Source organism: Mesorhizobium sp. M7A.T.Ca.US.000.02.2.1, assembly GCF_003996995.1.
Taxonomy (GTDB): Bacteria; Pseudomonadota; Alphaproteobacteria; order Rhizobiales; family Rhizobiaceae; genus Mesorhizobium.
The window spans coordinates 1-18,522 of the sequence record NZ_RZTT01000078.1; the positions used below are offsets into that span (position 1 = coordinate 1).

General features: G+C 62.0%; 19 protein-coding genes and 1 pseudogene. 12 read left to right on the forward strand and 8 right to left on the reverse strand.

The window, feature by feature from the left end; translation table 11 throughout:
• From EOD15_RS10225 to EOD15_RS10250, 6 genes and pseudogenes are all read left to right on the forward strand, one after another.
• Positions 1-336, forward strand: a pseudogene (locus tag EOD15_RS10225) (amidohydrolase); the annotation flags it as partial.
• Entirely contained in the window at positions 323-1,255 is a 933-nt protein-coding gene (locus tag EOD15_RS10230) for a dimethylarginine dimethylaminohydrolase family protein (RefSeq protein ID WP_127408459.1), read from the forward strand. The pseudogene EOD15_RS10225 and the gene EOD15_RS10230, both read left to right, overlap by 14 nt.
• A gap of 239 nt (positions 1,256-1,494) precedes the next feature.
• Positions 1,495-2,934, forward strand: coding sequence for an FAD-binding oxidoreductase (locus EOD15_RS10235; protein WP_127321661.1), 1,440 nt, complete (start codon positions 1,495-1,497; stop codon positions 2,932-2,934).
• A 228-nt stretch (positions 2,935-3,162) separates the two neighbouring features.
• Entirely contained in the window at positions 3,163-5,316 is a 2,154-nt protein-coding gene (locus EOD15_RS10240; protein WP_127321660.1) for a penicillin-binding protein 1A, read from the forward strand.
• A 204-nt stretch (positions 5,317-5,520) separates the two neighbouring features.
• Positions 5,521-6,105: a DUF1214 domain-containing protein gene (locus EOD15_RS10245; protein WP_127321659.1), complete on the forward strand. Its 585-nt coding sequence runs from the start codon at positions 5,521-5,523 to the stop codon at positions 6,103-6,105.
• Positions 6,098-6,667 carry a DUF1254 domain-containing protein gene (locus EOD15_RS10250; protein ID WP_127271883.1) on the forward strand — a complete coding sequence of 190 codons (570 nt, stop codon included), beginning with the start codon at positions 6,098-6,100 and terminating at the stop codon, positions 6,665-6,667. Before EOD15_RS10245 ends, EOD15_RS10250 begins: the two co-directional genes overlap by 8 nt.
• A 140-nt stretch (positions 6,668-6,807) precedes the next feature.
• On the opposite strand, the gene EOD15_RS10255 is transcribed toward EOD15_RS10250, so the two are convergent.
• On the reverse strand, positions 6,808-6,996 hold the full coding sequence (locus EOD15_RS10255) for a hypothetical protein (protein WP_127321658.1): 189 nt from the start codon (positions 6,994-6,996) through the stop codon (positions 6,808-6,810).
• A gap of 188 nt (positions 6,997-7,184) precedes the next feature.
• Here EOD15_RS10255 and EOD15_RS10260 point away from each other — a divergent pair, with 188 nt between their 5' ends.
• A complete protein-coding gene (locus tag EOD15_RS10260; protein ID WP_127408460.1) occupies positions 7,185-8,222 on the forward strand; it encodes a hypothetical protein in 1,038 nt (345 codons plus the stop codon).
• Here the strand turns inward: EOD15_RS10260 and EOD15_RS10265 are convergent.
• The 3 genes from EOD15_RS10265 to EOD15_RS10275 form a co-directional block, all read right to left on the reverse strand.
• Entirely contained in the window at positions 8,200-8,547 is a 348-nt protein-coding gene (locus EOD15_RS10265) for a DUF1491 family protein (protein WP_027035808.1), read from the reverse strand. The two genes, EOD15_RS10260 and EOD15_RS10265, sit on opposite strands and share 23 nt — an antisense overlap.
• 69 nt (positions 8,548-8,616) lie before the next feature.
• Positions 8,617-9,414: a peptidoglycan-binding protein gene (locus EOD15_RS10270; protein WP_127268164.1), complete on the reverse strand. Its 798-nt coding sequence runs from the start codon at positions 9,412-9,414 to the stop codon at positions 8,617-8,619.
• A complete protein-coding gene (locus EOD15_RS10275; protein ID WP_127408461.1) occupies positions 9,389-11,119 on the reverse strand; it encodes a PAS domain-containing sensor histidine kinase in 1,731 nt (576 codons plus the stop codon). Before EOD15_RS10275 ends, EOD15_RS10270 begins: the two co-directional genes overlap by 26 nt.
• Before the next feature lie 537 nt (positions 11,120-11,656).
• Here EOD15_RS10275 and EOD15_RS10280 point away from each other — a divergent pair.
• Both EOD15_RS10280 and EOD15_RS10285 read left to right on the forward strand, forming a co-directional pair.
• A complete protein-coding gene (locus tag EOD15_RS10280) occupies positions 11,657-12,010 on the forward strand; it encodes a DUF5330 domain-containing protein (RefSeq protein ID WP_027035810.1) in 354 nt (117 codons plus the stop codon).
• Between the two features lie 101 nt (positions 12,011-12,111).
• Entirely contained in the window at positions 12,112-12,540 is a 429-nt protein-coding gene (locus EOD15_RS10285; protein WP_127268169.1) for a SufE family protein, read from the forward strand.
• Between the two features lie 167 nt (positions 12,541-12,707).
• Here the strand turns inward: EOD15_RS10285 and EOD15_RS10290 are convergent, their stop codons facing one another.
• Together EOD15_RS10290 and EOD15_RS10295 are read right to left on the reverse strand one after the other, a co-directional pair.
• Positions 12,708-13,133, reverse strand: a complete 426-nt coding sequence (locus tag EOD15_RS10290; RefSeq protein WP_013532660.1) for a MucR family transcriptional regulator — start codon at positions 13,131-13,133, stop codon at positions 12,708-12,710.
• Positions 13,134-13,576: 443 nt separating this feature from the next.
• Positions 13,577-13,945: an SH3 domain-containing protein gene (locus EOD15_RS10295; RefSeq protein WP_127268166.1), complete on the reverse strand. Its 369-nt coding sequence runs from the start codon at positions 13,943-13,945 to the stop codon at positions 13,577-13,579.
• Positions 13,946-14,125: 180 nt separating this feature from the next.
• Here EOD15_RS10295 and EOD15_RS10300 point away from each other — a divergent pair, with 180 nt between their 5' ends.
• From EOD15_RS10300 to EOD15_RS10310, 3 genes are all read left to right on the forward strand, one after another.
• Positions 14,126-16,249 (forward strand): S9 family peptidase, encoded by a 2,124-nt coding sequence (locus EOD15_RS10300; protein ID WP_127321380.1) that lies wholly within the window; start codon positions 14,126-14,128, stop codon positions 16,247-16,249.
• Complete coding sequence (locus tag EOD15_RS10305) at positions 16,246-16,872, forward strand: LysE family translocator (RefSeq protein ID WP_127269948.1); 627 nt, start codon at positions 16,246-16,248, stop codon at positions 16,870-16,872. The genes EOD15_RS10300 and EOD15_RS10305 overlap by 4 nt, the downstream gene beginning before the upstream one ends.
• Positions 16,873-17,028: 156 nt before the next feature.
• On the forward strand, positions 17,029-17,433 hold the full coding sequence (locus EOD15_RS10310) for an SET domain-containing protein-lysine N-methyltransferase (protein WP_127321379.1): 405 nt from the start codon (positions 17,029-17,031) through the stop codon (positions 17,431-17,433).
• On the opposite strand, the gene EOD15_RS10315 is transcribed toward EOD15_RS10310, so the two are convergent.
• Positions 17,430-18,380, reverse strand: coding sequence for a cytochrome c (locus EOD15_RS10315; protein WP_127327188.1), 951 nt, complete (start codon positions 18,378-18,380; stop codon positions 17,430-17,432). The genes EOD15_RS10310 and EOD15_RS10315 overlap by 4 nt on opposite strands.
• Positions 18,381-18,389: 9 nt before the next feature.
• Positions 18,390-18,522: cytochrome c (locus EOD15_RS10320; RefSeq protein ID WP_185928988.1), on the reverse strand; the 133-nt coding region annotated here is incomplete at its 5' end.

Consider the following 18,522-nt stretch of genomic DNA (forward strand, 5'->3'; position numbering starts at 1 on the left):
GGCTACCCCTATCCGGCATGGGTGATGAATGCGCTGGGCGGCATTTCGGCGACGATCGACCCGATGGTCATCTGCGCGTCCAAGACGGTCGCGCTGGCGGCGCTCCGCCTGCTGGAAGACCAGACCGCCCGCGATGCGGCGATGAATGAATTCGTCGCCCGCACCGGCGGCGGAATCGGCGGTTCGAACTGGATCGCGCCGCTTTGCGACTACGAGCCGCCGATCGGGTTTCGATGGCCAGAATATGTCACCACCCCGCGTGGACGCGACTGGTGGATACCGAGCAATCAGACACCCCAAACCACCTCACGAGGAGCATCCCATGACCGTTCATGACCGCATTGTCGCCGAGCCGTTTTCGCTGCAGCGCCGCAACCCCGCCGGCGGCACCAAGCCGCTGACCGCCTGGGGTTTTGCCAACGAGACCGACGTGCTGACCGACGTCCTGCTTGGCTCACCCAATTTCCTGCGCCATCTGTCAACCAGTTCGCTGTCGCGAAAGCATCTGCGCGAGGCGCCCTGCAACGTCCAGATCGCCCAGGCCCAGCACAAGGACCTGGTCGCCGCCTACGAGCATTTCGGCGTCAACATCCACTGGCACGAGCCGACGCCTGAGCTGCCGATGCAGGTCTATTCCCGCGATTCCAGCGTCATGACGCCCTACGGCGCCTTCATTACCGCCATGGCCAACTGGTGGCGGCGCGGCGAGAACTATGCCGCGATCCGCACCTACGAAAAGCTCGGCATCCCGATCTACGACATGGTCACCGCAGGCACGTTCGAGGGCGGTGACTTCAACGTCATCGAGGACGGCGTCGTGCTGATCGGCTGCGGCGGCGCGCGTACGCAGGAGGAAGGTGCGCGCCAGGTACAGGCCTGGTTCGACAAGGAGGGTTGGGAAACCCGCATCGCCTTCATCGACGAGTATTATGTTCATATCGACCTGATGGTGGTGCCGATCGCCGAGAAACTGACCGCTGTCTGCCTCGCCTGCACCGAACCCGGCATTGTCGACTGGTTGAAGGGCAAGGGCCACGAGATCATCGACGTGCCGTTCCAGGATACGATGGCGCTGGGCTGCAACTTCATGTCGCTGGGCAGGGACCGGGTGATCGCGCCCACCTCCAGCCAGGCGCTGATCGGTCAGCTCAAGGCGCGCGGCTTCGAGGTCGCGGCCGTCGACATGAGGGAGATCTCGAAGACCGGCGGCGGCATCCACTGCATGGCGCAGGCGCTGAAGCGCGAACCGGCCTGAGGAGTGGGATAGCGCTACGCTGCTTCGCTCACATTCGCATCAGCATGATCGGCATCCTGGCGGCCGAGGGTGCAAGGTCGCGCGCGCAAAACGGCTGAGATCGCCGGCTGGCGGCACCATGTGCCCCGCTGGCGAGTCGCAACGCTGGCCGACGCGAAACTTGCGCGATAGCTAATATAAGCGCACAGTAAAAACGTCTTTTGGGAGAGGACAGCTCATCTGCAAATCGGGAGGAAACCATGAACACCATGAGCCTCACCACGCTTGAACGCGGAAAAACGACAATCGACGCCGCAGCCCTGGAAGCGTTTTCGGCACAATTGCGCGGCAAAATGCTGAGCGAAGGCGATGCCGCGTACGACGAAGCACGGACCGTCTGGAATGCCACGGTCGACCGGCTGCCCGGGCTGATCGTGTGCTGCGTCGGCGCTTCCGATGTCATCAGTGCCGTGAATTTCGCCAGGGAGAACAGGCTTCTCGTCTCCGTGCGCGGCGGCGGCCACAACATTGCCGGAAGTGCGGTCTGCGTTGGTGGCCTGATGATTGATCTGTCGTTGATGAAGTCGGTGCGGGTCGATGTCGCGGCGCGGCGGGCATGGGTCGGGCCTGGCGCGACGCTTGCCGATGTCGACAAGGAAACGCAGGCCTTCGGGCTGGTGGTACCGACCGGCATCAACTCGACCACCGGCATATCCGGCCTGACGCTGGGTGGCGGCTTCGGCTGGATCACTCGCAAATTCGGCCTGACCATCGACAATCTTGCCTCCGTCGATGTGGTCACCGCCGACGGCAAATTGCTCCGGGCCAGCAAGACTGAAAATCCCGATTTATTCTGGGCGCTGCGCGGCGGCGGCGGCAATTTCGGCGTCGTCACGGCATTCGAGTTCCATCTCCATGAGTTTGGACCGCAAGTGCTGGCAGGGCTTGTCGTCCATCCCTTCGCCGATGCCGAAAAGGTGCTGCGGGAGTATCGCAAGGCGCTCGAAACCGCTCCTGACGAGTTGACCTGCTGGGTAGTCATGCGGCAGGCGCCGCCGCTGCCCTTCCTGCCCGCGGAATGGCATGGCAAGGAGGTTCTGGTTCTGGCCATGTGCTATTGCGGCGACATCGAGACAGGCGAAAAGGCGACGCAAAAACTTCGAGCCATCGGCACGCCGATTGCCGATGTCGTGGGCCCCAGCCCGTTCACCGGCTGGCAGCAGGCATTCGACCCACTGCTCACGCCCGGCGCCCGCAACTACTGGAAGAGCCATGACTTCACCGAGTTTTCCGAGGAGGCGGCTGCGGTCGTCAGGTGGGCAATAGCCAAGCTGCCGGGACCCGAGTGCGAGATATTTATCGGCCATGTCGGCGGCGCGGCAGGTCGCGTCAAGGCGGACGCAACAGCGTTCCCACAGCGCAGTTCGCATTTCGTCATGAACGTTCACGCCCGCTGGCGCGAACCGACGATGGACAAGGCTTGCACCGACTGGGCTCGTTCAATCTACGAGGCGGCCAAACCTTATGCCGCCGGCACCGCCTACGTGAACTTCATGCCGGAGGACGAGGTCGACCGGGTCGAAGCGGCCTATGGTGGCAATCATCGACGGCTTCTGGAAATCAAGCAGCGCTACGACCCGCTGAACCTGTTCCGCATGAACCAGAATTTGCGTCCAAAAGAAAGCTTGCGAGCCGCATGAGGCGCGCCGTGCTGCAGTGAAAAAGCTCACGCCTCCGCTGGAGGCGCGGGCAGATGCTGTTGGCGCCGGGCTGTATTCTTGGGCCGGCCCATCAGCAACAAACCCGATACTGTGTCTTCGCCGCCCTTGTGAGTGCTGGAAAAATGGAGGAATAGTCTCCCGGAATGCATCGCCCTGAAATTGCCGGTTTGCGGTTCTCAGGTCGTGCAATTGCTAGCCGGATTCCGAATGGCCAGTCCCGAACCGCGCAAAAGAAGAGGTCCGATCGCCGCCCGGCTGCTGGCGCTCGATGCGTGGATCGATTCCTCGCTCTATGAGATCGGCTTCAAGGCGCGCCAGTTCTGGGAATCAGCGACGATCTTCTCGCGGCGCTTCCGCGTCAACGGCTGGCGCCGTGGCATCATCGAACTGTTGAGCGAAGGTTTCACGCTCGGCGCCGTCGGCATCGTGGTGATGCTGGCGCTGGCCATTCCGGCTTTCCAGGACACGGCTGGCGACTGGCGCGCCCAGGGCGACTTCGCCGTCACCTTCCTCGACCGCTATGGCAACGAGATCGGCCAGCGCGGCATCATCCAGCGCGATTCCGTGCCGGTCGACGAGATGCCCGATCACGTCATCAAGGCGGTGCTTGCCACCGAGGACCGTCGCTTCTTCGACCACTACGGCATCGACGTGCTCGGCCTTTCGCGCGCGATCTTCGAAAACGTGCGGGCGAACTCCGTCGTCCAGGGCGGCTCGAGCATCACCCAGCAGTTGGCCAAGAACCTGTTCCTCACCAATGAGCGCACGCTGGAGCGCAAGATCAAGGAAGCCTTCCTGTCGCTGTGGCTCGAGGCCAATCTGTCGAAGAAAGAGATCCTGCAGCTCTATCTCGACCGCGCCTATATGGGCGGCGGCACGTTCGGCATCGAGGCTGCCGCCGACTTCTATTTCGGCAAGAGCGTCAAGGACCTGAACCTGGCCGAGGCGGCGATGCTGGCCGGCCTGTTCAAGGCGCCGACCAAATATGCGCCGCACATCAACCTGCCGGCGGCGCGTGCGCGCGCCAATGTGGTGCTGTCCAACCTTGTCGATGCCGGCTTCATGACCGAAGGCCAGGTCCTGCAGGCCAGGCTGCATCCGGCCGATGTCGTCGACCGCGGCGAACAGAAAAGCCCTGACTATTACCTCGACTGGGCATTCGACGAGGTCAAGAAGATCGCCAAACCTGGCCAGCACTCGCTTCTCGCCCACACCACCTTTGACGCCAACATCCAGAAGGCGGCGGAAGAATCGGTGGAGTTCCACCTGCGCCAGTTCGGCAAGGAGTACAACGTCACCGAAGGTGCCGTCGTCGTCATCGAGACCAACGGCGCCGTGCGCGCCATCGTCGGCGGCCGCGACTATGGTGCCAGCCAGTTCAACCGCGCCACCAAGGCGCTGCGCCAGACCGGCTCATCATTCAAGCCCTATGTCTACGCAACCGCGATGGAACACGGCTTCACCCCCAACTCCATCATTTCCGGCGGCCCGATCAGCTGGGGCAGCTGGTCGCCGCACAATTACAACGGCGGATCGGCCGGCAACGTCACGTTGATCATGGCAATGGCCAAGTCGATCAACACCGTGCCGGTGCGGCTGGCCAAGGATCATCTCGGCATCGGCCCGATCAAGGCCATGGCCGAGGCGATGGGCGTGGAATCGCCGATCGAAGCACATAAGACGATGGTGCTCGGCACCTCGAGCATGACGGTGATGGACCAGGCGACGGGCTACAGCGTGTTCGCCGACAACGGCTTCGTCGGCTCCCGGCACGGCATCAGCCAACTCGTCACCCGCACCGGCGAGGTGGTCTATGATTTCGCCAAGGACGCGCCGCCGCCACACCGGGTGCTGTCCGAGCAGGCGCTCAAATCGATGAACACCATGCTGGCGGCAGTGCCGGTGATGGGTACGGCGCGGCGAGCCCAACTTCCCAACATCGTCGTCGCCGGCAAGACAGGCACCACGCAATCCTACCGCGACGCCTGGTTTGTCGGCTTCACCGGGAACTACACGGCGGCGGTGTGGATGGGCAATGACGACTTCACGCCGACCAAGAACATGACCGGCGGCTCGCTGCCAGCGATGGTGTGGCAGCGACTGATGGTCTACGCGCACCAGAACATCGACCTCAAGCCGATCCCGGGCATCGACAAGCCCTTCGTCGACGAGGAGATCGCCGCCAAGGCCGAGGAAGCACAGAAGAAGAGCGACGATCAGGCGGCGGCCGATGCAGCAGCCGAACGGCCGCCGGTGCTGTCCAGCCGCACGACCCAGACGCTGCGGGACATGACCAGGCTGTTCCAGTCGGCGCCCGTCCTCAGTACGCCGCAACCGCCGGAGACGCTGTCGGCGCTGTGATTGGCGCCGAGACAGTTGAGGGGTGATGGCCGGATACCGCCATTGCCAAGCTGGAACACCCCTCATCCGACCGAGCTTCGCTCGGCCACCTTCTCCCGCAAGGGGAGAAGGGAGAGCCGTCTGCAATTCTACGTCGGCCCGCTTGCCACAAGGCCCCACGCCGCGATATCCCCGAGCGGCAACTCTTCGTGTTCCCGGCCCCTCATGCTCAAAACTGCCTTCCTGACGCTGCTTTCGCTTGCCATAGCCATCGTCGGCGGTGGCGGCAGCGTCTGGTATGCGCTGAAAATCCAGGATGGGGTCGGCGCCATCAGGATCGGCCAATGGACGGCCTTTCCCGATATCGGCACACCGGCCGCCGATCCCTATTCCAAGGCCCGCGTGGCGCGCGAGGGTGTGCTTGCGCTCGGCCGCGCCGAGGGGCTGTCCTTCGTCGCCGAGCGAGACGCGGCCGGCGCCGAGCTCAAGCGCGAATGCACCTACACAATCGAGGGTGATTTTCCGACGGCACGGTTCTGGACGCTTTATGCCGCCGACCAGTCGCTCGGCGTGGTCGAAACCGGCAAACCCCGGCTGGCGGCGCTGCAATCCTACGGGGTGGTGCGCCAGCCCGACAATTCGGTGATCATTTCCGCCGGCCATCACCCGATGCCGGGCAATTGGCTGCTGACAGACGGCTTCGGCAGGATGTATTTCGTGCTGACCTTCTACGACACGCCAATCGCCAGCAGCACCGGCCTGTCGGACGTCTCGCTGCCGCATATCGTCAAGGTCGGCTGCAATGCGTAGTTTTTACGCTGCGATGCGCGGACTTCTGCATGCCGTCCTGCTCGGTCTGCTCGGCGCCGGCATCGTGCACATCGCCGTGCTGCTGCTGGTGCCCGAGTTTTCCGAACGCGATGCCTGGTCGCGGCTGTCCATGGCGTCGGATCTCTACAAGATGACGCGGCTCGATGCCGAGGCCGGTGGCGCGCCCGTGGTGAAATCCGTCGACCCGCTGTTTTACGCGACGGCCTGCCGGTTCGATCTGGGCGAAGGTATGGTCCGCGTCAAGGCACCTGGGCATGTCCCGTTCTGGTCGGTGTCGGTCTATGACCGCAGCGGCCACAACATCTATTCCTTCAACGACCACACAGCGACCGGCGGCGTTCTGGATGCCGTCGTGCTGACGCCGGCGCAGATGATCGACGTGCGCAAGGATCTTCCCGAGGATCTTCAAGGAGCGATCTTCGTCGAAGCGCCGATCGAGGAAGGCATCTTCGTCATCCGCGCCTTCGTGCCCGACAGCAGCTGGAAGCCGATCGTGTCGCGCTTCTTCGAACAGAGTTCCTGCGAGTTGCAGGACTTCTAGAGCGTGTCGCGTCTGAACGGATTCAGACGACCCGCTTTGGATCTTTGTTTTTATGCATGTCGTTCTCCCAAAACCGAGGTCACTTTTGGGTGACATGCACTAGACATGACCCCGGACCAAAGGTCCGTGGCCGCCGAAACTCAGTGGTGCGGGACCGGTTTTGTTCCTGGCGAGCCCGGCTTGTCGGGATCGATCGGCCGCACTTCGCCGGCATGCGGCCGCTCGTAACGGATGCCGGGAAAGATGATCACTGCCGCCGGCATTTCGGCGGTTTGCTTTACTCTGGTGTTTGGTGCCGTACGCGGCACGAAAGACAGTACCATGCCCATGGTTCGCGCATTCCTCTCGGTTTCCCCGGAGCACAACGCAACGCCTCCAAATGTCATTAAGGCCGGCAGAGGGTTAACGGAACGCTAACGGATCGTCGCTAACTTGAACTTTGTTCTTGGCACTCTCGGAACCGGCACGGTCCCGGTCGAGCGTCGTCAAGGTTGTGTCGAGTACGGGCGTATCCTTCGTGTCATCTTCGGACTTCAGGCAAATCGCGGTGCGAAAAGACTCGGGAAAGGCCGAAAGGCTGTTCCGCGCCGCGGTGTCGGCATTCTGCTCGCTCACTCGCCCTTCACGCCGCGAGATCGGTCAACTCGAAGACCTGACGCTGCCGCTGTTCAATGACGTGTCCGTCGAATCTCGCCGTTACGTGGCAGCCGCCCTTTCCGAATGCGAATACGCCCCCGCCGCCCTGGTGCGCCGTCTTTGCGAGGAACCGGTCGACATTGCCGCGCCGCTGCTCATCCGCTCACGCGCCGTCAGCGACATCGATCTCATCGCGCTGATCGGGCGACATGGCCTGCCGCATGCGCGTGCCATCGCCCGCCGCAAGGGCTTGAACCCGACCATTGCTGATCTGATCAGGGCCCTTGAGAGGCCAACCCTGGTGCGTGCGCCGCAGCCGGATGCGAACGCCGCCGCGGCAGACAAGATCGCGCCAGCGAGCACGGAAACCGCCTCTGACGAGCCCGCCCGGGAACAGGCACTCGGCATCGCGGCCGAGAGTGCACGGCGCAGGCTGCGCTCGATGATGCGCACGGGCGACGAGGCGGCAGCGACGAACGCCGATCCTTTCAAAGGCGCCGACACCTATGTGAAATTGCGCGAGACAGCGCTGACGGGAAACGCCGCGTTCTTCCAGACCGCGCTCGCCGATGCACTCGATATCGATTTCGAGATCGCGCGATCGCTCACCGCCAACCAGAATTATGCCTCGCTGCTTGCCGCCTTGCGCTCGCTCGACCTTAGCGAAGACAGGGCCTTCCTGATCACGGTTGCCGTCTATCCCGGCCAGTTCCCGCATCCGCAGGCTATCCGCACCTTCCTCGACCGCTACCGGCTGCTGCATCGTGAAGCGGCCCAGGACAAGATGCGGTTGTGGCGGGCGGAAACCCTTTCAAGGGTGGCTCGCGGCGCAGCACCTGCCAACAGCGATACACGCACCGCCTTGAACAGCGACGATGCGACGGCTTCGTCCGGCCTCAGGGCGTCTTCACGGAAATAAGCTCCTCGACGGGCACGGTGCCGGCCTCGATCTCGACCACCCAGATGTCAGGATCGAATTTTTTTTCCCTTTCCAGCCTGGCGTCGAGCACCGCGGCATCGTCGCCTGCTCCGAGCAGAGTGAAAAACCGGTCGTCGGGCTTGGCCGAATCATAGCTTGTCTGCGGCGCCGGCCCGAACAGGGCAACCTCGCCCAGCCTGCCCCGCGCCAGGACGAACACAGCGCCGGCCTCGGTCGCGCCGCGCTTGACCACGGCGGCAAATCCCCCGGCGCCGAAAACCCGGCGCAACAGGGCCGAGACCCACAGATCCGATGTGACGCGCATGAGAGAGCTCCCGAAACTGCCGGTTCTCTATCGATATTTCCGCCGCTGGGCGAGCCGTCGTTTCAGCCGTCAGTTGGTCAGGCCGATCTCGCGCATCTTGACGTAGACGATCTCATCGGGCTCGCCGGTCTGCGGCAGCCCGAACAGCGACTGGAATTCCTTGATCGCCGCCTTGGTGCGCGCGCCGACGACACCATCCAGCTGCATGTCGTCATTGCCGAACGCCTTGAGCCCGGCCTGGATCTTGACGATGCGGGCATCGGGCGCTTGCGTCTCGGCATCCGCCTGCCCGGAATTTGTCTGTCCTGAACCTGTCTGCAAAGACACCGGAACGGCGGCCGGCATATCCGGGCGCGGCTGCGGCCTGGGTACGACGGAAGCGGTTTTCGGCGTCGCGCCCAGTTGATCGAGCAGAAGCGCGTCGATCTCGCCGGACGCGTTGAGCCCGACCTTCTGCTGATAGTCCTGGATGGCCTTGCGGGTGTTGGGTCCGGAAATGCCGTCGACCGTTCCCGAATAGAAATCAAGATCCTTCAATATACCTTGCACCTGCTCGACAACCGGATCGCCCTTGATCGGTGCCGGCGCGCCGGATGGCCGCACGATGTTGAACGTCGTTTCCGGCTCGTCGGGCGCCGCGTGCGGAAAGCCCGCAATGCTGCGGGTCGCGAAGAATGCGCCGGCATGCGGGAAAGGCTGGTACCACAAGGCATTCGCAGAGACGTAGAACAGCGTCACCAGGAATGCCGTCGAGCCGCCCACCAGGACAGGGTTGCGCGAGATCATGCCGCCGACGGCGACAGCGCCGTCCTGAAAGGCGTTGCTGCGGCGCTTGACCGCCTTAGCCTGTTTTGCGGAGCGAGCCATTTCTGTCCCCTTTCGCCATCGCTACAGGCATGGTCAGCACGCCGGCCTTCTCCGCCTGATGTCCCTTCGGTCCGTTCACCGGCAGGCTGATGGTCACCGTGGTGCCCTCGCCCGGCATGCTTTCGATGGACATCGTGCCTTCGTGCAGCGCCACAAGGCCCTTGACCAGTGAAAGGCCAAGACCGGTCCCCTCGAAACGGCGGGTATAGTCGTTCTGGATCTGCATGAAGGGCTTGCCGAGATTGGCGAAATCCTCCTCGGCGATGCCGATGCCGGTATCCCTGACCCAGAAATGGAGGCGCGAACCGATCCGCTTGGCACCGACGACGACGTCGCCGCCGTCGGGGGTGAACTTGATCGCATTGGAGACCAGGTTGATCAGCATCTGCTGCACGGCGCGCTGGTCGGCATTGATGTCGCCGGCGTCCGGCGCGATCTGCGCCCGCAGATCGATGTTCTTGGCCTGCGCCTGCAGCTGCATCATCGACTGGCACATGTCGACCGCTTCCGCGAACCGGAACGGCTCCGGCTCGGTCGCATAAACGCCCGATTCAATCCTGGACACGTCGAGTATCGAGGTTACGACGGCGAGCAGATGCTGGCCCGAATCCCTCACCAGGCCGACATATTCCTTCTGGCGCGGATCCTTGAAGCCGCCGAACATCTCATGCAGCAGCATATCCGAGAAGCCGATGATGGCATTCAACGGCGTGCGCAGTTCGTGGCTGACCACCGCCAGGAAGCGCCCCTTCGCCACTTCGGCGGATGCGGCCGCCTCATTGGCCGCCGCGAGATCCTCGCGCAACCGGGCGATCTCGTCATTCTCGCGCAGGACGAGCGTAAAGACGTCACCCTGTTCCTCACCGCGCACCAGATCAAGCGAGAACGGGCGGTAATTGTCGGCCGTCAGGCTATTGCCGTTCTGAGGCAGGCGGATGCGCAATTCGAGCCGGCGCGACAGCGCACCGTCGCGCATGTCGGCCATTGCGCTGAGATAGGAAACGCGATCCGACAGATGGACGCGATCGAAGAGGCCGTTTCCAGACAGCAGTTCGGGCGGCAGTTTCAAAAGCGTGCGCGCTTTCGGCGACGCGTCCAGGACCTCGCCATGGCGGGCGACCCGCAAGACCACCGCATCGATGATTTCTTCGAGCCGGTCGGCAGTGTCGACCACAGCCGCGTCGGCGGTGTTTTGAAACGCCGATGCACGCGGCATCAGCGTAAGCGCCCACGCCAACGGCACCAGCCAGTGCCACGCCGCGATCTGCGCTCCTGCGAACGGAAATACGGTTCCAGCCAAAGGCTGAGCCAGGATGGCGACAGCGGCCGACACGGCTCCCCACAGTGCTGCACGTCGCGAGCCGCCGATCCACCAGGCTTCGAAAGGCAGCGCCAGGACAAGCATGGCGACAGGCGAACTCAGCCCGCCCGCGGCGGCAATGAGACTGCCGAGAGAAATGCCGGCCAGCACCAGGGCGAGCCCACTCGCTATCGCCATCTTGCCGGTCGCCGCCACCAGCAAGGCGACGAACCAGCACAGGCCAAAGGCGGCGAAGATGGCGGCCATGGTGACGGCAACGCCCATGCCTGAAGTGACCAGGGTGACCGCGGCGCCGGCGGCAAAGAAAGGAGCGGCGAGCATGACGCCGATGAAACGGCGCTGGCGCTCGCGGTCGCTCCGCCCAAGGATGGACGGATGGACCATACGTTCGCAACCGGCAGAAATCGCGCCAGGCAATTCAACGTATCTGGCCTTGATTGAACTCAACTCAACGCACTCGCACTTGTCGTGGACAGCTCTGCTTTGCAGATGGTTCTGGTTGGCTTTGAAACTGGCATCCAGCGTTTAAGGAATGGATAAGGCAAGGCCGACCAAGGCCCTGGCCTGCGGCAAATATCGGGATGCCGGCCGCCGAAAGCACGGGCAAATGCAGCCATAGTAAACGGAGAGTTATCCGGCGACGGCACCTATCGGATAGGCGCACACGGCACCCGGACTTCCACATTCCAAGAAAAATACAGGAAAATCATAGGGATATATGGTTATTTGTTGTTAAGGAAAAATCATTCGCAATTGAGACAAATCGATTGCAGAACGCTTCGTTTCAAATTTGCCTAAAATTTGAGGAAAATTCTCTCTTTGCCCGCAAGCCGTCCTTTGCGCCTGTGTGCCAAGATCCTGCCTACAAAAGAGGTCATGCCATATGGATGCATGATCCGGTCACGACGAGAGGGCAAGGGCATGGTCTTCCTCATAAGAATGGCTTTCTGGTTTTCGCTGGTGCTGCTGGCGCTGCCGCTGGCTGTCGGCCCCGATGAATCGGGCCGCGAAAGCGTCGGGCCGATCCAGGCCTTGTTTGCGGCACGCGAAGCGGTTGGCGATATCGCCGGCATTTGCGAACGCAAACCCGATGTCTGCGAGACCGGCAAGTCGGCGATGCACACCATCACCGCCCGCGCCAAGGAGACCGCCAAGATCGCGGCAGCGATGATGGACGACAAGTCCGCCGCCGGCCCCGACACGTCGACGATGACCGGCAGCCTGCCCGAAGAAATCGTCTTGCCCGAGACCGTCAACCTGCCGCCTCAGAATTAAGCCGTTTCGACGGCGCACCGCGGGCTGTCTGCCCTCTCGACGCCCGCGGTGTCCTTGTTTTTTCCGTGACGCGGCGCCGCCGCGTGACTATATCCGGCATTATGACCACGACGATCCAGACGATCCGCGACGATTTTTCGTTCCTCGAGGAATGGGAAGACCGCTATCGCTATGTCATCGAACTCGGCGAGGCGCTGCCGCCATTTCCCGACGAGCAGCGCAGCGCCGCCAACAAGGTGCCAGGATGCGTGAGCCAGGTCTGGTTGACCACCGAACGCGGGGCTGGAGCCGACCCAGTCATCACCTTCACGGGCGATTCGGACGCTCACATCGTGCGTGGACTGGTTGCGATCATACTTGCGCTGTTTTCCGGCAGGACCGCCAGCGAAATCCAGCAGACCGATGCGGAAGCGACATTGAAAGAACTCGGCCTCGACGAACATCTGTCGCCGCAGCGCGCCAACGGCCTTCGCTCGATGGTCAAGCGCATCAAGCGCGACGCCGAGGCAGCGCTCAAGCAGACCGCCTGACACCTTCATACCGGATCCGCGCCTCGCGGCGCAAAAATCAAACGGCGCCCGAAGGCGCCGTTGATGTCGATCCGATCTGGCTTATTTTGACGCAATTCCCAAGGGAGAGCTCTATGCGCTTTCCCGGGAAAACCGTTTCACTTTTCCTTGAATTGCTCTGGCAGCGATTACCGCGCTTTGCGCTTGCGGCCGAGGCCCATCTTCTTGGCAAGCTGTGACCGGGCAGCCGCATAGTTGGGTGCAACCATCGGATAGGTCGGGTCAAGGTTCCACTTTTCGCGATACTGGTCCGGTGTCAGGTCATAGTGGGTCATCAAATGGCGCTTCAGCGACTTGAACTTCTTGCCGTCTTCAAGGCAGACGATGTAGTCGTCATGAACCGACCGCTTCGGGTTGACCGCCGGCTTCTGCTTGTCGGCAGGCGGCTGTTCGGCGGTTCCGCCCACACGCCCGAGCGCAGCATGGACATCGGATATCAGGTTCGGCAATTCGCCGACCGGCACGGGATTGTTACTGACATAGGCGGCCACCACATCGGCGGTCAATTCGATCAGCGCATCGCTGTTTCTGGAAGGTGTTTCGACAATATCCATGGTCTTCGGGCCCCAACAAGAGTTACATCGATCTGCGCCCTTTTTTACAAGCAGGGCATCGCACGAATTTTGTGCAGGTAGAGTTTCTACGATTCGTGTCGCGGGCACATCAATGAGCGCCCAGACCAAGTAAGTCAATTCGGCCCTTACGCTATATTGAACGATATTGATCAATTATTCCGCGATCAGCTTCAATCTTTCGTGCATTGTGTAATTTATCGATATTTCGCGCGCTCGTCGGCAACGGCTGACGCAACGTCAGCTCGCCGTTACATTCGCGGCATCTCACGAAATGGGTTTTAATGTTTGATTTTGCTTGGCTATCGTCGGGCAATATTGGTTGTTCGCATTCGTCCACAAAACCACAGGTTGCCGCGGTCATACGTAAGCAATCAGGCGACATGCCTGTCATCCGGCGGATCGGCTGATTGCTGCCGGATCAATCAATGCGGCGTGATGTATTTGCCATACGCCCAGCCAGTGACGAATTTGCCGTTCTGGGCCGGATCATGCCAGACTTCGCACCAGCGAAAGCGAATCTTTTGTTCCTGCTTCCATGCCGGCTGGTTGGCGATGTCGAGCAGGTTTATTCCGCCGGTGCATCGCCCGGTCATCTGCAGAACGGTCCCGTTCGGATATGCCGCCTGCTTCTGGGATGCGCCCGAAGGGTATTTGCGCACATTGAGCGTGTCGCCGAACGGCACATTGGCCACTTGCCAAGCCGCGAATACGGTCGCATGAGACTGGCCGGCAAAGGCCAGAGTTAGTGAAGCAACGGCGAAAGCCGCAGCAGTCCGAGACCAAATAGTCATCATCTCTCCTCCCGGCTCATCTCCTGGAGCCGACACAATCCATACGCTCCGGCTCTTGAACCTGCTCTGATCGGCGTGTTCATTCGCCGTTCAAGATATTCTCCATTCGAGATGGTCCATTCAAGATACTGGCCCATTGAAGATACTGGCCCATTGAAGATACTGGCAAAGCGAGACGCAATGACCAAGACATCCATATTTCCGATCGTCAGCCCGCCAACGCCCGAGAAGCGGCCGGTTTCCGACACGCATCACGGCATCACGCGAACCGACGACTATGCCTGGCTGCGGGCCGGCAACTGGCAGGAGATGTTCCGCGACCCCTCATTGCTCGATGCGGGAATCCGCGCAGAACTCGAGGCGGAGAATGCCTACCAGTCGAAGCTGATGGCCGACACGGTCGAACTGCAGAAGCAGCTTTTCAAGGAGATGAAGGGCCGTATCAAGGAAGACGATTCTTCCGTGCCGATGAAGGACGGACCCTATGCCTATGGCTCGTCCTTCAAGCTTGGTGGCGAGCAGCCGCGCTATTTCCGTATGCCGCGCGACGGCGGTGCCGAGCATATCCTGCTCGATGGTGACGCGGAGGCCGCGGGCAAGGCCTATTTCCGTCTTGGCGGCGTCGACCATTCGGCCGACCACGCAAGGCTGCTGTGGGCATTCGACGACAAGGGCTCCGAATTCTACACGCTTCGCGTGCGTGACCTTGCCGACGGCAAGGAGCTTGCGGACCAGATCCCCGACACCGGCGGTTCAGGTGTCTGGAACGCCGGCAATGACGGCTTCTTCTATACACGTCTCGATCCCAACCACCGCCCGTCGAAGGTGCTGTTCCATGCGCTTGGCGACAGCCCGCAAAGCGACCGGCTGATCTATGAGGAAACCGATCCCGGCTTCTTCATGAACGTCGACGGCACCCGCAGCAACGAGTGGATCATGATCGGCATCAACGATCACGAGACCTCGGAATACCGCCTGATGCGCGCCGACGATCCGTTTGCCGAACCGAAACTGGTGTCGCCGCGCGAGATTGGCCTTCAGTACGAGTTGGAAGAAGGCGGCGATATCTTCTTCATCCTGACCAATGCCGACGGCGCCAAGGACTTCAAGATCATGACGGCACCAGCGGGCGATCCCGTGCGCGCCAACTGGCAGGAACTGGTGCCGCACGAGCCCGGCCGGCTGATCCTGTCGGTGATCGGCTTCAGGGACCACATGGTCCGGCTCGAACGCAAGGAGGGCCTGCCGCGCATTGTGGTGCGCGACCGCAACAGCGGCGAGGAGCATCTTTTGTCCCTCGACGAGGAGGCTTTCTCGCTCGGCCTGTCGGGTTCCTATGAGTACGACACCGAGATCATGCGCTTTTCCTACTCGTCGATGACGACGCCGGCCCAGGTGTTCGACTACAACATGCGCACCCGCGAGCGGGTATTGCTGAAGACCCAGGAAGTGCCGTCCGGCCATGACGCGGACCATTATGTCACGCGGCGGCTGATGGCGCCGGCCAGCGATGGCGAATTGGTGCCGATCTCGCTTTTGCACCATCGCGACACGCCGCTGGACGGATCCGCACCTTGCCTGCTTTACGGCTACGGCTCCTATGGCATCACCGTGCCGGCCGCCTTCAACACCAACTGGTTCTCGCTGGTCGACCGCGGCTTTGTCTTCGCCATCGCTCACGTTCGCGGCGGCAAGGACAAGGGCTATGGCTGGTACGATGACGGCAAGCGGGAGAACAAGATGAATACGTTCACCGATTTCATCGCCGTCGCGCGCCATCTGGTGACGGAGCGTTACACGGCGCATGACCGTATCGTCGCCCAGGGCGGTTCGGCCGGCGGCATGCTGATGGGTGCCGTCGCCAACATGGCGCCGGATTGTTTTGGCGGCATCGTCGCCGAGGTACCCTTCGTCGATGTCCTCACCACCATGCTCGATGCGACCCTGCCGCTGACGCCGCCGGAATGGCCCGAATGGGGCAACCCGATCGCGTCCGCCGACGACTACCGGACCATTGCCGCCTACTCGCCCTATGACAATGTCGTTGATCACGACTATCCGCCGATCCTGGCGCTGGCCGGTCTCACCGATCCGCGCGTCACCTATTGGGAACCGGCCAAATGGGTGGCCCGGCTACGCGACCGCAAGAGCGGGGACAATCCGGTTCTGTTCAAGATCAACATGGATTCCGGCCATGCCGGTGCCTCCGGCCGGTTTTCGCGGCTGGAGGAGATCGCCTACACCTATTCCTTCGCGCTGAAGGTGATGGGTAAGGCGCAGCCTGCGGGAGAAATCGACCGATGATCGATCTCGCTACACTGATTGCTTATGTCGCGGTTGTGCTCGGCTTCGTCTTCATCCCCGGCCCGGCCACGCTCCTTACCATAGCGCGGGCAACGAGTTCCGGAACCAAGGTTGGCATCGCGACCGGCGCCGGGATCGCTGTCGGCGACATCTTTCACACCGTCATGGCCATGATCGGCATATCGGCGATCATCGCCGCATCGGCGACGCTGTTCAGCGTCATAAAGTACATCGGCGCGGCCTACCTGGTTTATCTCGGCATTCGCGCGATCATGGAGAAAACACCAGGCGGCCCGGCTGCCGGCGCGCTCGCGATCTCTGCCGGGAAGGCGTTTCGACAGGCTGTCCTGACCGAAGTGCTCAACCCCAAGACCGCTCTGTTCTTCCTTGCCTTCCTGCCTCAGTTCGTGCGGCCTGAAAACGGGACGGTGATGCTTCAGATGACCGTGTTGGGGGCCATCTTCGTCGTACTGGGCCTTTTCAGCACGGTCGTCTTTGCCGTGAGCGCTGGCCGGCTCGGCACGTTCCTGCGCCGAAATCCGTCGGTGTTACGATGGCAGGGCAAAGTTGTCGGCGGCATCTACTGCGCTTTGGGCGTCCGTCTGGCGCTGCAGCAACGCTGACTCCAGACGATGATCGACGCGCCTTCCGAAGAGGCTGCGTGATCAGGGCTTTTTAGGTTCCCGTTGCTCATTTTCACTCGCTATTGCGATGACCGCGCGCTACCCAGTGCGCGGTTTTTCCCGGCCCGACAGCCTCCAATCGCGTAAAGGTCCATTATGCTGCTCGTCGACGTCTATCTCGACAAATCGCCTATCCAGGGAATCGGCGTCTTTGCCAAGAACCACATTCCTCGCGGCACTCTGATCTGGAAGCTGGACCCAAGGTTCGATCGGCTCATCGAGGTCGAGACTTATGAACGTGCGGCCGGTCCGGTGAAGAGCTATCTCGATCGCTACTCCTATCCCGACCGCCGCGATCCGAACTACATCGTCTTCGAAGCCGACGACGCGCGCTACATGAACCATGCCGACGAGCCGAACTGCGACGTCTCCTCACCGGAGGAGAGCTTTGCGCTGCGCGACATCGCGCCTGGCGAAGAGCTGACCTGCAACTACAACCATTTCTTCGAGACGGGTTTCGATTTTCTCGGCGACCGCCACCTGTCTGAAGACTCGGTCTAGTTTGCCGTCTTCTTGCGGGCCGGATAGCCGTTTGGATGCGCCGGTATCGCCTTCAGATAGGCGGCGATGGCCGCACGGTCCTGCGGCGTCAGTTCGGCCATGTTCCGTTGGACATCGACCATGGCCCCGCCGACCGAATCGAAATCGGGCGTGAAGCCGGTTTCGAGATAGTTGGCGATATCGGCCTCCGACCATTCGGCGAGACCGCCCTCGCCCGATGTGATGTTCGGCACGACGCCATTGCCTTCGGCGGCCACGGCGCCCGCCATCCACTCGTTCTTCTTCGTGCCGCCCGCAAGATCGCGCGGCGTGTGGCATTCGCCGCAATGGCCCGGACCCTCGACCAGGTAGCGGCCTGCCATCACCGGATCAGGCGTGCCTTCGGGGAAGGCAACAACCGGCTGGTCGCTGAGATAGAGCAATTTCCACAGGCCGATGCCGCGGCGGACATTGAAGGGGAAATCGAGCGAATTGCCCGCTGCCTTGCCGGCGACGGCCGGCAACGTCTTCAAGAAGGCATAGAGATCGCCAATGTCAGCCGGATTCATGCGCGCGTAGGATGCATAGGGAAACGCCGGATAGAAATGCTCACCAGAAGGCGACACGCCCTTCAGCATGGCATTGGCGAGGTCCTCGACAGACCATGCGCCGATACCGTCCCTGGGATCTTGCGAAATGTTGGGCGGCACGAAGGTTCCGAACGGCGTCTTGAGTTCAAGGCCACCCACGAGTTGAAGCCGGGCGTCGCCCTGTGAGCCCGGCTTTGCATGGCAGGATGTGCAACCGCCGGCATAAAAGATGCGCTTGCCCCTGGCTGCGTCGCCAGGACCGAGCTTGGCCAGGGTTTCCCTGTCGAGCCTCACCGGCGCCGACAGGACCCACCCGGCAACCGCGCCGACGCCGCCCAGAATGACGACGGCGCCGACAAGTTTCTTCAGCCATGCCATGGCTGGTGATCAGCCCTTCTTGATTCTGTAGCCTTGATGGCAGGTGCCGCAATCCGAGCCGATAGCGCCGACTTGCGCCTTCAGCGCGTCGGCATCGGCGGGAGCCGCAGCGACCGCGGCCTTCACGTCTGCGAGATATTTG